The sequence below is a fragment of the Polaromonas sp. genome (assembly GCF_041689105.1).
In the GTDB taxonomy this organism is placed as follows: Bacteria; Pseudomonadota; Gammaproteobacteria; order Burkholderiales; family Burkholderiaceae_C; genus Polaromonas.
Genome location: NZ_JBDNGU010000168.1, coordinates 1 through 15,404 on the forward strand (window position 1 = coordinate 1; position 15,404 = coordinate 15,404).

Consider the following 15,404-nt stretch of genomic DNA (forward strand, 5'->3'; position numbering starts at 1 on the left):
CGGCGCCGTCCAGGCCATTGGCAAGCAGGCAGGCATAAGCTTCGTGCAGCGGGTGGCCGCTGTCGTCAAGTTGGGTTCTTTGGGCCATGTGAAATTCGTACTCTCTGTTGTTCCAGGTTTGCCAGTTGCTGTCGGGGGGGGCCTCCGGCGGCCTGGCAGGGGCCTGATTAAAAAATCCCAAAACCAGAAACTTCCAAACAGGTTCAGTTTCCATGGTCGGGGAAATTACAGAACGAATGTTGCACTACCGTGTCAAAACTTAAGTGCTGTCTTAGCTTGTCAGCCTAATGCCTTGATGTTAATGTTGTTTTGTCGAAAATTCGCTTTGAGGTTTTTGTGCGGACAAGCAGAATAAAATTTGATGCAGACCGAGCACCGGAGGCTCACATTCCCATGAATCATCCTCGCCGTTGGCGTATCGGTGCCGTCGCGGCTGCCATTGCCTTGTCCGGCAGTTTTGCCAGTTTGCCGGTTCTCGCCCTCGGTTTGGGTCGCATCACCGTCCAGTCAGCCCTCGGGGAGCCTTTGCGGGCAGAGATTGATATTGCCGAAATCAATGCCGAGGAAGCCGCCAGTTTGCGCGCCAGCGTCGCCAGCGCCGATGCCTTCAAGGCCGCCGGCCTGGAGTACACCGCCGCCATCACGAATATGCAGATCAGCCTGCAACGCCGCCCGGATGGCCGCTCCTACCTGCGCTTGAGCAGCGACCGGCCCGTCAGTGAACCTTTTGTTGACCTGATCCTGGAAGCCCGCTGGGCATCCGGGCGCATCGTGCGTGACTACACGATGCTGTTTGATCCGCCCAACTTGCGTCAGGCCGGTCCGGCGCCCATGCCTGCGCCGACCCCACCCATGGTGTCGCGGCCACCTCCTCCTCCTCCTCCTGCTGCCGCCACCCTCCCGCCAGCGCCACCGCCAGCACGTGCCGCAGCGCCTTACTCGCCCCCGCCTGCGCCGGCCGTGCGCGCGCCGTCTCCCCCGCCTGTCGCAGCCAGGGCACCTTCGGCCGATGGCCAGAATGTCACCGTCAAAACCGGCGATACCGCCGGCAGGATTGCCGCACAAAACAAACCCGCCAGCGTGTCGCTGGACCAGATGCTGGTGGCATTGCTGCGCAGCAACCCGGATGCCTTCATCGGCGGCAATGTCAACCGCCTCAAAGCTGGCGCCGTGCTGGAGATGCCGGGCGCTGACCAGGCCGAAGCTGTCTCCGCCTCAGAGGCGCAGCGAACCATCGTCGCGCAAAGCAAGGACTTCAATGAATTCCGCCGCAAGCTGGCCGAGGGCGCACCCGCCACCCAGTTGGCCGGCGCCGACCGCCAGGCCACAGGCCGGGTTCAGGCCAAGGTCGAAGACAAAGCCCCCTCTGCAACCACCCCCGACAAGTTGACCCTGTCCAAAGGCGCGGTACAAAGCAAAGCGGCGGCAGAAGAAAAGATTGCGCAGGACCGCCAGGCCAAGGAAGCCGCCGACCGCGTGGCCCAGCTGTCGAAAAACATCAGCGACTTGAACAAGCTGGGCGGCGCTCCCTCCAGTCCGGCCGTTGCCCCCGCTGTCCCCGCCATGCCGACCCCGGCAGCCTCCCCCGCGCCGGGCGTGGCTGTGGCAACACCCGGCGCCTTGGCTGGCGCCGCGCCTGCCGCTTCGGCACCTGCTACGGCCATGGTTCCTGCCACGGCGACCGTTGCAACACCCGCGGCCAGCGCTCCGGCAGCCATGGCCTCAGCCCCAGCCGCTGCACCTGTCAAAAAACCGGTCACGGCACCGCCTCCGCCCGAGCCCAGCCTGATCGACGAACTGCTGGAAAATCCGTTGATCCTTGCCGGAGGCGCTGCCTTGCTGGTCCTGTTGCTGGCGCTGGGTATTTACCGTGCCCGCCGGCGCAATCATACCGTCGCCGTGGACAGCTCCTTCCTCGAAAGCCGCTTGCAGCCCGACTCCTTCTTTGGCGCCAGCGGCGGCCAACGCATCGACACCAACGAAGCCAATGTCACCGGCTCGTCCATGGTGTATTCACCCAGCCAGCTCGACGCCGCTGGCGATGTAGACCCTGTGGCTGAGGCCGATGTCTACCTGGCCTATGGGCGCGACCTGCAGGCCGAGGAAATCCTCAAGGAAGCCATTCGCGTCAGTCCGACCCGACTGGCCATCCATGCCAAGTTGATGGAAATTTATGCAAAACGGCGCGATACCGCCGCTTTCGCAGCAGTTGCGGCCGAGGCGTTCAACATGACCCGCGGCCAAGGTGCGGAATGGGCGCACATGGCCGAAATGGGCAGTGAGCTGGACCCCACCAACCCGATGTACCAGCTGGACGGCCAGCCGTCGCCCGCCATGGGCGCTGCGGCTTCTGCTGCCGCAGCGGGTGTTGCCAGCGCCTCGTTTGCGTCCCAGCCCACGCCGCAGCCCCTGCCGGCAATGGCCGAGCCGGACGTCCCGGCGGTGGACTTCGACCTGGATCTCGATTTCTCCATGGGTGACGACGAACCCGCGGCTCCTGCCCCAGCGCCTGTGGCATCTGTCCCACGCACCGAGCAGACTCTGGCCCTGCCGACCATTGCACCGGCCGCTCCAGTCGACAACGGGATGGACTTCAGCTCGGCGACACTGGCCATGCCGGCTGCGGCACCCGCTCCAGCGCTGGCGCCACTGCCGACCATGGACGCCGGCCTGAGTTTCACCACCGAGGAGCCGCCGTACAGCACGGCAGCCACCCCGCTGGACACCTCCAGCGGCATGCTCGAATTCGACATGGGCGCACTGTCACTGGATCTGGACGGCCCGACCACCGAAAGCCAGGCCATAGCCCCTGCGCCGGCTTCTGCGTTCGCCCCGGGCATGGAAGACCCGCTGGAAACCAAATTTGCGCTGGCCGAGGAGTTCCGCGCGATTGGCGACGTCGATGGCGCGCGTTCACTGGCCGAGGAAGTGCTGGCGCAGTCGAATGGTTCGCTCAAGGCCAAGGCCCAGGCTTTCCTCAACGCCTTGTCGTGAGTGCGGCATGAAACTGCCACGCTGACGGCCTGCCACTTTTGCGCCAGGCGCTGACCGTGAGGATCGCTCTGGGTCTGAGTTACAGCGGCAGCTCCTACGAGGGCTGGCAGAGCCAACTGTCCGGCAACACCGTGCAGGATCAGCTCGAAAAAGCGTTGGGCAAGTTTGCCAACCTGCCGATACGCACCCTGTGCGCCGGACGCACCGATGCCGGCGTGCACGCGCTGATGCAGGTGGTGCATTTCGACACCGACCTGCAGCGCGAACTGCCCTCCTGGGTGCGCGGCACCAACGCCTTTCTCCCTCGCGATATCGCGGTGCAGTGGGCGCGCGAGGTGCCTGCACAGTTTCATTGCCGTGGCAGCGCCATCAGCCGGCGTTATGCCTACGTGCTGCTGGAGTCGCCGGTGCGCCCCAGCGCCGAGACCGGACGGGTCGGCTGGGTGTACCGCCCGCTGGACGGCGCGGCCATGCGCGAGGCAGCGACACACCTGATCGGCGAACACGATTTTTCATCTTTTCGCGCCGCCCAGTGCCAGGCAAAAACGCCGGTCAAGACCATCAGCCGCATCGACCTGTCGCAGCGCGCGGGCACCGGGTCCAGCTATTGGCGCTTTGAATTTGAAGCCAATGCCTTTTTGCACCACATGATCCGCAACATCATGGGCTGCCTGGTCGCCATCGGCCAGGGCCAGCAGCAGCCGGGCTGGCTAGCCGAGGTACGGGACGCCAGACGCCGGGATGCGGCCGCGCCGACCTTCTCGCCGGACGGCCTGTATTTTCTCGGCCCGGTTTATGAAGACCTTTATGGCTTGCCGACACGCACGGCAGCCTATGATTGGTTACCTTGACTACCCACACGCTTTTCACTTCGTGCAATACGCTGCCCCCCTGGTGGGCCGCTGCGCCTGCGGCCCGGCCAAGCCGGTTCCGCGGCCCCTGCTTGAATGAAGTGCTCCTGTGCTGTCCTCCGACCAAGGCTGGCTTATGACCTCTTCTGCGCCCCAGCGCACACGCATCAAGATCTGCGGCCTCACGCGGGAAGAAGACATTGATGCGGCAGTGGCCGCAGGTGCCGATGCCGTCGGTTTTGTCATGTACGAAGCCAGCCCGCGTCACGTATCCGCCGAGCGGGCCGCAGAACTCGCCAGCCGGCTACCGCCTTTCGTCACCCCCGTGCTGCTTTTCGTTAATGAAAGCGCTCCTGAAATAATAGCTGCCTGCACCCAGATACCAATGGCTTTGCTGCAATTTCATGGCGATGAAACGCCTGAAATGTGCCTTCAGGCAGGCAGACCCTTCATGCGGGCCGCGCGCATCCCGCTTGATGAAAATCCCGCAGCTGGTGAAGCCCGCTTTGATCTCGTAAAATACGCGCAGGACTTCAAAGCCGCCCAGGCCATCCTGCTCGACGCCCATGTCGAGGGTTTTGGGGGCGGCGGAAAAACATTCAATTGGTCACTTCTTCCTCCAAGCGTCAACGCTCACCTCGTTTTGTCTGGTGGATTGACGCCTGCAAATGTGATCGATGGCATTTTGCAAGTCCGGCCGCGCGGTAAAACGCTGGCCGTTGATGTGAGCTCCGGTGTCGAGATTTCCAGGGGAATCAAAAGCGCCGACAAGATCAATCAATTCGTCGCAGCCGTTCGCGCTGCCGACGAGCAATTTGCAAAGAATCCCCATCACCATGTACGAGTACCAGCAACCTGACGTTTCAGGACATTTCGGAATTTACGGCGGCAGTTTTGTTTCAGAGACGCTGACCCACGCGATCAACGAGCTGAAGGCCACTTACGCCAGATACCAGCACGACCCCGAGTTCCTCGCCGAATTCAACTACGAGCTCAAGCACTTTGTGGGCCGGCCCTCGCCGGTTTACCATGCGGCCCGCATGAGTCGCGAGCAGGGTGGCGCGCAGATCTACCTCAAGCGCGAGGACCTGAACCACACCGGCGCGCACAAGATCAACAACACCATCGGCCAGGCCATGCTGGCCAAACGCATGGGCAAGCCGCGCGTGATTGCCGAGACTGGCGCCGGACAACACGGCGTGGCCACCGCCACGATCTGCGCGCGTTACGGCCTCGAATGTGTGGTCTATATGGGCAGCGAGGACGTCAAGCGGCAAAGCCCCAACGTCTACCGCATGAAGCTGCTTGGCGCGACAGTTGTCCCGGTCGAATCAGGCAGCAAGACGCTCAAGGACGCCCTCAACGAGGCCATGCGCGACTGGGTCGCCAACGTGGACAACACCTTCTACATCATCGGAACCGTGGCCGGCCCGCACCCTTACCCGATGATGGTGCGCGATTTCCAGAGCGTGATCGGCGAGGAATGCCTGGTGCAGATGCCTGAAATGACAGGCGGCAAACAACCCGACGCAGTGGTTGCCTGCGTTGGCGGCGGCAGCAATGCGATGGGCATTTTCCACCCTTACATCGCCCATGAAAATACCCGGCTGATTGGCGTCGAGGCCGCCGGCGAAGGCATGGACAGTGGCAAACACTCGGCCTCGCTGCAACGCGGCGTGCCCGGCGTGTTGCACGGCAACCGCACCTATGTGCTGCAAAACGAGGACGGCCAGGTGACCGAGACGCACAGCATCAGTGCCGGACTCGACTACCCCGGCGTCGGCCCCGAACACGCCTTTCTGAAAGACATAGGCCGCGCAGAATACGTCGGCATCACCGATGCAGAAGCGCTGGCAGCGTTTCATTACCTGTGCCGCACCGAAGGCATCATCCCCGCGCTGGAGCCCAGCCATGCGGTGGCTTACGCGATGAAGCTGGCCAAAACCATGCGCTCCGACCAGTCCATCCTGGTCAACCTGTCGGGTCGGGGCGACAAGGACATCGGCACCGTGGCGGACCTCAGCCACGCGGATTTTTACTGCAGGCCGAGTTGCAAGGGGCAGTCCGTCAAAGGCGGCGACGCCCATACCGGGCAGATTGGGCAGATCATCAAGGTGACGAAATGAGCCGCATCGAAGGCACGCTGGCGACGCTCAAGAGGCAACATCGCAAGGCACTGATCCCCTATGTCACGGCCGGTTTTCCTTTCGCCGACATCACGCCCGAACTGATGCACGCCATGGTCGCCGGCGGCGCCGACGTCATCGAACTCGGCGTGCCGTTTTCAGACCCGAGCGCCGATGGGCCGGTGATCCAGAAAGCCGGCGACCAGGCGCTGGCGCTGGGTATCGGCCTGGTACAGGTGCTGGAGATGGTGCGCACCTTTCGCCAGAAAGACGGCAACACGCCTGTCGTGCTGATGGGCTACGCCAACCCGGTCGAGGCCTACGACATCAAGCGCGGCAAGGACGCTTTCGTGCGGGAGGCCTCTGCCGCTGGCGTGGACGGTGTCCTGGTGGTGGACTACCCGCCCGAGGAGTGTGCGGCTTTTGCCGCCGCCCTGCGCAGCCACGGGATGGACCTGATCTTTTTGCTCGCGCCGACCAGTACCGATGAACGCATGGCGGAGATCGCCAGTGTGGCCAGCGGTTACGTGTACTACGTCTCGCTCAAGGGCGTGACCGGCGCCGGCACGCTGGACCTGGGTGCGGTGGAGGCCATGCTGCCGCGCATACGCCAACACGTCAGTGTGCCGGTTGGCGTGGGTTTCGGCATCCGCGATGCTGTGACCGCCAAAGCCATCAGCCGGGTCGCCGACGCCGTGGTGATTGGCAGCCGCATCATCCAGCTGATCGACGGCCAGCCGCGCGAGCAGGTGGGGCCCCGGGTCCGTGATTTTCTGCGTGACATTCGCACGGCGCTGGACCAGCCGGCAGAGGTCGCGAACAGCGCATAATCCCCCTTTATTTCGAGGCTTTGCTCCCGACCGGCGCCTTGCGTGCCGGCCTCGGGGAGCACTCCACAAGGACGAACCGATGTCTTGGCTAGAAAAACTCCTGCCCCCCAAAATCAGCCCGACCAATCCGACCGAGCGCCGCAGCGTTCCGGAGGGCCTGTGGGTCAAGTGCCCCAGCTGCGAAGCCGTGCTGTACAAGACCGATCTGGAAAAAAACCAGAACGTCTGCCCGCAATGCAGCCACCACCACCGCATGGACGCGCGGGCGCGGCTGGACTTGTTTCTGGACGCCGAGGGCCGCTATGAGATCGGCCAGGAAGTTCTGCCAGTGGACCCGCTCAAATTCAAGGACAGCCGCAAATACCCCGAGCGCCTGAAAGAAGCGCTGGAGACCACCGGTGAGACCGACGCCCTGGTTGTCATGGGCGGTGCCGTACACAGCATCGGTGTGGTCGTGGCCTGCTTTGAGTTTGATTTCATGGGCGGCAGCATGGGCAGCGTGGTCGGCGAGCGTTTTGTGCGCGGCGTGCATGCCGCCATCGAACAAAAAGTGCCTTTTATCTGCTTCACCGCCACCGGAGGTGCCCGCATGCAGGAGGGCCTGCTCTCCCTGATGCAGATGGCCAAGACCAATGCCTCCCTGACCCGCCTGGCCAAAAAAGGTCTGCCTTACATCAGCGTGCTGACCGACCCCACCATGGGCGGTGTGAGCGCAGGCTTTGCCTTTGTCGGCGACATCGTGATTGCCGAGCCCAAAGCGCTGATCGGTTTTGCCGGTCCGCGCGTGATCGAATCGACCGTGCGCGTGACCCTGCCCGAAGGCTTCCAGCGCGCCGAGTTTTTGCAGACCAAGGGCGCGGTGGACTTCATCTGCGATCGCCGCGAGCTGCGCAAAACCGTGGCCAATTCCCTGGCCATGCTGCTGCGGCAACCGGCGGACGCCGTCGCCTGACGCTGGCTTTTTCCGTCCGCAAGGAGGCCAAGTCCGCTATCGAATTCATAGCTGCTAACGTTATCTGAATAAGGGCTGGAGGTACTTTTTACTCAAAACATTGGCTGCCTGGCAGGTCTGGCCGTTGAAGTACGCCAACCCCGGGCAACACCTCCGTCTTGCGACGCAGCCAGAGCCAGAGCCACAGCCACAGCCACAGCCCGAGCATGGGAAAGCACTCTCATGGGAAGATGTTGCTGAACCTTCATTTAGCTCCCGTATTTACATTCCCTTTCCCCGCTGAACCGATGTCAGAAGCCCTCACTCTTTCCTCGCTGCCATTGTTTCCCTTGGGCACGGTGCTCTTCCCCGAAGGCCTGTTGCCGCTGCGGATTTTTGAGGTACGTTACCTCGACATGATCAGCAAATGCCACAAGACCGGTGCGCCGTTCGGTGTAGTGGCGCTGACCCAGGGCTCGGAAGTGCGCAAGCCAGGAGACAGCCCAAGTGGCGACGGCTTTGCCAGCGAGGTCTTTCACACGGTGGGCACCTTGGCCACCATCACCAGTTATTCAGTGCCGCAACCCGGCCTGATAGTGATCCGCTGCAGCGGCGCCCAGCGCTTCGAAATCTCCAGCCAGGAAAAGCTCAAACACGGCTTGTGGGTTGCCGATGTGGCCCGCCTCGACAACGACCAAAGCGTCCCCGTGCCAGACGACCTGTTTGGTGCCGCCAATGCGCTGGGCAAACTGATCAAGACCCTGCAGGAGCGCGCAGTGCCACCGGAGCAAATGCCGCTGGAGCCGCCTTACCGGCTTGACGACTGCGGCTGGGTCGCCAACCGCTGGTGCGAACTGCTGCCTATGCCAGTGGAACTCAAGCAGCGGCTGATGCAGCTGGACAACCCGCTGGTGCGGCTGGAGCTGGTCAGCGATATCCTGGAAAAAACCGGCATCGCGATGTAGATCGACTGCGCCCCCCGATGCGGCCGACAACGCAGCCTAAAATTGGGGGTTTGCCGCTTTGCCCAGTCCTGCCGGCTTTTCCGGCCCGCCGCCCCGTAGGGCCCGGCCTGCCTTCCTTCTTCGAGAACTTTTTCATGTCCAACACCACCAGCCCAGCGGCCACTCCCGCGCACGACGAGAACCAGCTCATGGCCGAGCGCCGCGATAAGCTACGGGTGATGCGGCAGCACCAGGCCGAAGGCAAGGGTGTGGCCTTTCCCAACGACGTCAAGCCCGCGCACCGCGCTGAAGCCCTGTTTGCGCAGTACGACGGCAAAACCAAGGAAGAGCTGGAGCCACTGGCCGTTTCGGTGAACGTGGCCGGTCGCATGATGCTCAAACGCGTGATGGGTAAGGCCAGCTTTGCAACGCTGCAGGACGCGTCCTTTGGCCCCTCTGGCGGGCGCATCCAGGTCTACATCAACAACGAAGGTGTGGGCGAGGAGGTTCACAACGCCTTCAAGCACTGGGACCTGGGCGACATCGTGGCCGCCACCGGTACGCTGTTCAAGACCAAGACGGGAGAATTGTCCATCCACGCCACCGGTATCCGCCTCGTCACCAAAAGCCTGCGCCCCCTGCCCGACAAGTTCCATGGCGTGGCCGACCAGGAGGTCAAGTACCGCCAGCGTTATGTGGACCTGATCACCGACGCTGCGGCGCGTCAGCGTTTCGCCGCACGCAGCAAGGCCGTCTCGACCATGCGCAGCTTCATGGTGGACAACGACTTCCTGGAGGTCGAGACGCCGATGCTGCACCCGATACCCGGCGGCGCCAACGCCAAGCCTTTTGTCACACATCACAACGCGCTCGATCAGCAGATGTTTTTGCGCATCGCGCCCGAGCTCTACCTCAAGCGGCTGATCGTCGGCGGTTTCGAACGCGTGTTCGAGATCAACCGCAGCTTTCGCAACGAAGGCATTAGCGTGCGGCACAACCCCGAGTTCACGATGATGGAATTTTATGCCGCGTGGTGGAACTACCAGGACCTGATGACGTACACAGAAGACCTGATCCGCCATGCGGCCACGCAGGTTGCGGGCAGCACGCTGCTGAGCTACCAGGGCCGGGCCGTGGACTTGAGCCAGCCGTTTGAGCGCCTGACCATCCGCGAAGCCATCATCAAGCACACCGAAGCAGGCGCGAACGTGGATGACGCCGCCTGGCTGCGGGTCGCGCTCAACAAAATGGGCAAGTTCAGCGCCAAGGACAAACTCGATACACGCTCGCTGCCCAGCCTGCAGGTCATGTATTTCGAAGAAACGGTCGAGGAAAAACTCTGGCAGCCCACCTTCATCATGGAACACCCGACCGAGATCTCGCCACTGGCCCGCGCCAACGACAGCCGGCCTGAAGTGACCGAACGTTTTGAGCTGTACATCACCGGCCGCGAATTCGGCAACGGCTTCAGCGAGCTCAACGACGCGGAAGACCAGGCCGCACGTTTTCTCGCCCAGTCAGACGCCAAGGAGGGCGGCGACGAGGAAGCCATGCACTTCGACGCCGACTATGTGCGCGCCCTCGAATACGGCATGCCACCCACCGGTGGCTGTGGCATAGGCATCGACCGCTTCATGATGCTGCTGACCGACAGCGCGAGTATTCGGGATGTGATCCTGTTTCCGGCGCTGCGCCGCGAAGCCTCAGGCGGCTGAGCAAAGGCTCAGAGGAGCGTGTTTGAAGGCTGGGCTGGCAGCGCCCAGCCAGCTGGAGCGTCGCATGAAAGAAGACCTCACGAACATCGTCCAGGCCCGGCTCAGCGCTTCGGCGATGTATCCCATTGGAACGCCCAAAAGAAAAAGGGTTAGCAAGTAGATCCTGCTAACCCTTATCAATAGTGGCGGAGTGGACGGGACTCGAACCCGCGACCCCCGGCGTGACAGGCCGGTATTCTAACCAACTGAACTACCACTCCTGGTAGTGGTAACGCGTTCGCTCTTTCGAGCCAAGTCACCTGCCCTTGCGGACTGGCTGTTACCGACTTGCGCCTTGTGTCTTCGCGTCGCAGCGAAGAATTCTGGCGACCCCACGGGGATTCGAACCCCGGTACCTACCGTGAAAGGGTAGTGTCCTAGGCCTCTAGACGATGGGGTCAGAACCTTGGAACTTCCGGCAACAGGTCTTTGCTTCACAACAAGGACCTGCCAAAGACTCTCTTCAAACTTTTCGACAAAAATTGGTGGAGGTAAACGGGATCGAACCGATGACCTCTTGCATGCCATGCAAGCGCTCTCCCAGCTGAGCTATACCCCCGAATCAACCAGTCATGCAGGCTTCCCTGCAATTGTCGAGCTTCGAATTATAGCCCGAAATTCAGGCGCTTTTCAAACGGCCCAGACGCGAAATCACGTTGGCCCGGTCCATGAGCGACAAAAGCGCATCAAGCGAGGGCGTTTGCGGCCGTCCGGCCACCAGCACACGCACCGGCATCGCCAGTTGCGGCATCTTCAGGCCTGCCTCGCCCAGCACCTGCTTGATCACCGCCGCAATCCCGGCCTTGCTCCATTCGCAGTGCGCGAGCAACTCGGCGAGCCGGGCCACGGGCGGTGCGATCTCTGCCGGCACATGCGCCTTGATGTCTTCTGCGCTGACGGGTTCTTCGCTGACCAGCACATCCATCCATTCGGCAAGCTCCACCAGCGTGCTGCAGCGGTCCTTCAACAGCGCACAGGCTGCCACGCGGCGCGCCGCATCGAAGCTGGTCTGGGCGTGCGCGTTCAAAAAAGGAACGACCAGTTCGGCCAGCTTGTCGTCAGCCATGGCCTTCATGTGCTGGGCGTTCACCCAGCGCAGCTTGGCTTCGTCGAATTGCGCGGCGCTTTTGCCGAGATGGTCCAGATTGAACCACTGCAGAAACTGTTCGCGGCTGAAAATTTCATCGTCGCCGTGGCTCCAGCCCAGACGCGCCAGGTAGTTGACCATCGCGTCGGGCAGGTAACCTTCTTTCGCGTACTGCGTGACGGCCTTGGCGCCGCTGCGCTTGCTCATCTTCTCGCCCTGTTCGTTGAGCACGGTCGGCAGGTGCGCGTACACCGGCACATCCTTGCCCAGCGCGCGGAAGATGTTGATCTGGCGCGGCGTGTTGTTGACATGGTCATCGCCGCGGATCACATGCGTGATGCCCATGTCCATGTCGTCGACCACAACGCAGAAGTTGTAGGTGGGCGTGCCGTCGGGCCGGGCGATCACCAGGTCGTCCAGTTCGTCGTTGCTGATCTCGATGCGCCCCTTGACCTTGTCGTCCCAGACCACGGCACCGCCCTGTGGGTTTTTGAAACGCAACACCGGTAACACGCCCTCAGGCATGGGCGGCAGGGTCTTGCCGGGCTCGGGCCGCCAGGTGCCGTCGTAACGCGGTTTGAGCTTGTCGGCCATCTGCTGCTCGCGCAGAACGTCGAGTTCAGCGACGCTCATGTAGCAGGGGTAAACCTGCCCGGCCGCCTGCAGTTCGGCCAGCACCGCCTTGTAGCGATCCATGCGCTGCATCTGGTAGACCGGGCCTTCGTCGTAATCCAGCCCCAGCCAGCGCATGCCTTCGATGATCACATCGACAGCGGCCTGACTGGAACGCTCGACGTCGGTGTCTTCGATGCGCAGGATGAAGGCGCCGCCGGTGGAACGCGCAAAGGCCCAGGGATACAGCGCCGAGCGGATGTTGCCGAGATGGATAAACCCTGTGGGGGAAGGTGCGAAGCGGGTGCGCGTCACGGTGCTCATGCCAGGGTGTCCAGGCCGCCAAGGCCACGAAGAAGGTCGGTCTTGATGTCGTCGATGTGGTCCAGCCCGACCGCCACGCGAATCAGGCCCTGGCTGATGCCGGCGGCCTGGCGCTGCTCTTCGCTCAGGCGCCCGTGCGAGGTGGTGCCGGGGTGGGTGATGATGGTCTTGGTGTCGCCGAGGTTGGTGGCGATGCTGATGACCTGCGTGCTGTCGATCACATGGAAAGCGTTTTTGCGCGCAGCCGCAACGTCGTCGCCGCGCAGGTCGAAGGACAGCACCGCGCCGCCCACGCCGGACTGCTGCCGCATCGCAAGCTCATGCTGCGGGTGCGAAGCCAGACCAGGGTAATAAACGCGCGTGATGCCGGGCTGGGTTTCCAGCCATTTCGCCACCGCCAGCGCATTGGCAGACTGGGCCTGCATGCGGATGCCCAGTGTTTCCAGGCCTTTGAGCACGACCCAGGCATTGAAGGGCGAGAGGGTCATGCCGGCGGTGCGCACGATGGGGCCGAACACATCGACGATCAGTTTCGACGGCCCGCAGATCGCGCCGGCCATCACCCGCCCCTGGCCGTCGAGGTATTTGGTGCCGGAGTGGATCACCAGGTCCGCGCCATACTCGACTGGCCTCTGCAAGGCGGGTGAACAAAAGCAGTTGTCCACCGCCAGCAAAGCGCCTGCGCCGTGCGCCAGATCAGCCAGCGCGGCGATGTCACAAACCTCAGTCAGCGGGTTGGTCGGTGTTTCGGCAAACAGCAGTTTGGTGGCGGGGCGCAGCGCGGCCTTCCACTCAGCCACGTCAGTCTGCGAAACAAAGGTGGTCTCGACGCCGAATTTGGCGAACTCGCGGCCTATCAATGCAATGGTCGAGCCGAACATGGAGCGTGAACACACCACATGGTCACCGGCCTTGAGCAGGCCCATACACATCATGAGGATGGCACCCATGCCGGTGGACGCGCCTATGGCCGCTTCAGTGCCTTCCATGGCGGCCAGCCGCCGCTCAAAGCTCGTCACGGTCGGGTTGGAGGTTCGGCCATAGGTGTAGCCTTCCTCGGTGCCGGCAAAACGCCGCGCCGAGGTTTCGGCATCAGGCTGCACAAAGCCGCTGGTCAGGTACAACGCTTCGGAGTTTTCACCGTGCTGGCTGCGCTCCTGCGCGACGCGCACGGCCAGCGTGTCGCGGTGCAGATTGTCGGGGAGTTCTCTGGAGGTCATGCTCAGGCTTCCTGCGGATTCGGCAAAGCCAGGCGTGAGACATCGACCTCGCCCTCTTCGCTGCTGTCCACCCGGCCTGCGTTCATGATGGCAATGCTTTCCGGCGTGATATCGCCGGTGATGTACACGCCATCGAAACACGAGGCGTCAAAACCGTCAAGCTTGTTGTTGAGCGAGCCGATAGCGCGTTTCATGCCTTCGACGTCCTGGTAAATCAGCGCGTCGCAGCCAATGGCGACGCGGATTTCCTCAACCGTGCGGTCATGCGCAACCAGCTCGTCGGCCGTCGGCATGTCGATACCGTAGACGTTGGGGTAACGCACCGGCGGCGCAGCGCTGGCAAGGTAGACTTTTTTGGCGCCGGCATCACGCGCCATCTGCACGATCTCCCTGGAGGTCGTGCCGCGCACGATGGAGTCATCAACCAGCAACACGTTGCGGCCCTTGAACTCGCTGGCAATCACATTGAGCTTCTGGCGGACAGATTTTTTGCGCACGCCCTGGCCAGGCATGATGAAGGTGCGGCCGACATAACGGTTTTTCACAAAACCTTCGCGGTAGGGAATGCCCAGCAGGTGCGCGAGCTGCGTGGCGCTCGGCCGGCTCGATTCGGGGATCGGGATGATCACGTCAATTTCGTTGGGCGGCACGGTGGAGACCACACGTTTGGCCAGCGTCTCGCCAAGGTTCAGCCGCGCCTGGTAAACCGAGATGCCATCGAGCACAGAATCAGGCCGCGCCAGGTAGACAAACTCAAAGATGCATGGCTTGAGTTGCGGATTCACCGCGCATTGCTCGGCATGCACCGTGCCTTCCAGATCGACAAACACGGCCTCGCCAGGCGCGATGTCGCGCTCGAACTGGTGTGCCGTGCCCTCCAGCGCCACCGACTCGCTGGCGACCATGACCGTGCTGCCGCTGTCGTTCTGGCCGCGGCCCATGCACAGGGGACGGATGCCGTAAGGGTCACGGAAAGCCAGCAGGCCATGGCCGGCAATCAGTGCCACCACGGCGTAAGAGCCTTTCACGCGTTTGTGCACGCCGCGCACAGCAGCAAACACGTCCGCCGGCTTGAGCGGCAGGCCACGCGTGGTTTTCTCCAGCTCATGCGCCAGCACGTTGAGCAGCACCTCGGAGTCGCTGTCGGTGTTGATGTGGCGGTGATCGGTGGTGAACAGCTCGGCCTTGAGTGCCGCCGCGTTGGTCAGGTTGCCGTTGTGCGACAGCACCAGGCCAAAGGGCGCGTTGACATAAAAGGGCTGGGCCTCGTCTTCGCTGTAGGCATTGCCTGCGGTCGGATACCGCACCTGGCCCAGACCGACGGAGCCGGGCAAGGCGCGCATGTTGCGGGTACGGAACACGTCTCGCACCATGCCCTTGGCCTTGTGCATGAAAAACTTGCGTCCCTGCTGCGTGACGATGCCTGCGGCGTCCTGCCCGCGGTGCTGCAGCAGCAGCAGGCCGTCATAAATCAGCTGGTTTACCGGGGCGTTGCTGACAACACCAACTATTCCGCACATAAATTTCCGTTCATCTTGATCAATGGATCATTCATCAGAGGTATTTCGCAAACTGTTCCGGCAAAAGTGGCTTTAGCCCCTTGAGTGCCGCCGTCGAGACTTCCGCGCCTTTGGACTCCTGCCACCACGGAGCGTTTTTGAAAGCCGTCATGTTGATCACCACCGTCACCGCCAGCAACAGAATCACCCCACGCACCACACCAAAAGCTGC

12 protein-coding genes and 3 tRNA genes are annotated in these 15,404 nt (G+C 62.5%); 8 read left to right on the plus strand and 7 right to left on the minus strand.

The window, feature by feature from the left end:
- On the minus strand, positions 1-214 hold a 214-nt coding region (locus ACESMT_RS17120; RefSeq protein ID WP_372827807.1), incomplete at its 3' end, for a hypothetical protein.
- 179 nt (positions 215-393) lie between these two features.
- Between ACESMT_RS17120 and ACESMT_RS17125 the strand changes: the two genes are divergently transcribed.
- From ACESMT_RS17125 to lysS, 8 genes are all read left to right on the plus strand, one after another.
- Entirely contained in the window at positions 394-2,994 is a 2,601-nt protein-coding gene (locus ACESMT_RS17125; RefSeq protein WP_372827808.1) for a FimV/HubP family polar landmark protein, read from the plus strand.
- A 56-nt stretch (positions 2,995-3,050) separates the two neighbouring features.
- On the plus strand, positions 3,051-3,845 hold the full coding sequence (gene truA, locus ACESMT_RS17130) for a tRNA pseudouridine(38-40) synthase TruA (protein WP_372827809.1): 795 nt from the start codon (positions 3,051-3,053) through the stop codon (positions 3,843-3,845).
- A gap of 136 nt (positions 3,846-3,981) precedes the next feature.
- On the plus strand, positions 3,982-4,704 hold the full coding sequence (locus tag ACESMT_RS17135) for a phosphoribosylanthranilate isomerase (RefSeq protein WP_372827817.1): 723 nt from the start codon (positions 3,982-3,984) through the stop codon (positions 4,702-4,704).
- Positions 4,682-5,971 (plus strand): tryptophan synthase subunit beta, encoded by a 1,290-nt coding sequence (trpB, locus tag ACESMT_RS17140; protein WP_372827818.1) that lies wholly within the window; start codon positions 4,682-4,684, stop codon positions 5,969-5,971. Before ACESMT_RS17135 ends, trpB begins: the two co-directional genes overlap by 23 nt.
- Entirely contained in the window at positions 5,968-6,801 is an 834-nt protein-coding gene (gene trpA, locus ACESMT_RS17145; protein WP_372827810.1) for a tryptophan synthase subunit alpha, read from the plus strand. Before trpB ends, trpA begins: the two co-directional genes overlap by 4 nt.
- 79 nt (positions 6,802-6,880) lie before the next feature.
- On the plus strand, positions 6,881-7,753 hold the full coding sequence (accD, locus tag ACESMT_RS17150) for an acetyl-CoA carboxylase, carboxyltransferase subunit beta (protein WP_372827811.1): 873 nt from the start codon (positions 6,881-6,883) through the stop codon (positions 7,751-7,753).
- Between the two features lie 287 nt (positions 7,754-8,040).
- Positions 8,041-8,697 (plus strand): LON peptidase substrate-binding domain-containing protein, encoded by a 657-nt coding sequence (locus ACESMT_RS17155; protein WP_372827812.1) that lies wholly within the window; start codon positions 8,041-8,043, stop codon positions 8,695-8,697.
- A gap of 134 nt (positions 8,698-8,831) precedes the next feature.
- A complete protein-coding gene (gene lysS, locus ACESMT_RS17160; protein ID WP_372827813.1) occupies positions 8,832-10,391 on the plus strand; it encodes a lysine--tRNA ligase in 1,560 nt (519 codons plus the stop codon).
- A 183-nt stretch (positions 10,392-10,574) separates the two neighbouring features.
- Here the strand turns inward: lysS and ACESMT_RS17165 are convergent.
- From ACESMT_RS17165 to purF, 6 genes are all read right to left on the minus strand, one after another.
- Positions 10,575-10,651: transfer RNA gene (locus ACESMT_RS17165), tRNA-Asp, on the minus strand.
- A 103-nt stretch (positions 10,652-10,754) separates the two neighbouring features.
- Positions 10,755-10,830: transfer RNA gene (locus tag ACESMT_RS17170), tRNA-Glu, on the minus strand.
- Positions 10,831-10,913: 83 nt separating this feature from the next.
- Positions 10,914-10,989, minus strand: a tRNA-Ala gene (locus ACESMT_RS17175).
- A gap of 60 nt (positions 10,990-11,049) precedes the next feature.
- On the minus strand, positions 11,050-12,453 hold the full coding sequence (gene gltX / locus ACESMT_RS17180) for a glutamate--tRNA ligase (protein ID WP_372827814.1): 1,404 nt from the start codon (positions 12,451-12,453) through the stop codon (positions 11,050-11,052).
- Positions 12,450-13,673 (minus strand): O-succinylhomoserine sulfhydrylase, encoded by a 1,224-nt coding sequence (locus tag ACESMT_RS17185; protein WP_372827815.1) that lies wholly within the window; start codon positions 13,671-13,673, stop codon positions 12,450-12,452. The genes gltX and ACESMT_RS17185 overlap by 4 nt, the downstream gene beginning before the upstream one ends.
- Before the next feature lie 2 nt (positions 13,674-13,675).
- The gene (gene purF, locus ACESMT_RS17190) at positions 13,676-15,193 is read right to left on the minus strand and encodes an amidophosphoribosyltransferase (RefSeq protein WP_372827816.1); all 1,518 of its coding nucleotides are present in this window, start codon (positions 15,191-15,193) and stop codon (positions 13,676-13,678) included.
- Positions 15,194-15,404: the final 211 nt, after the last annotated feature.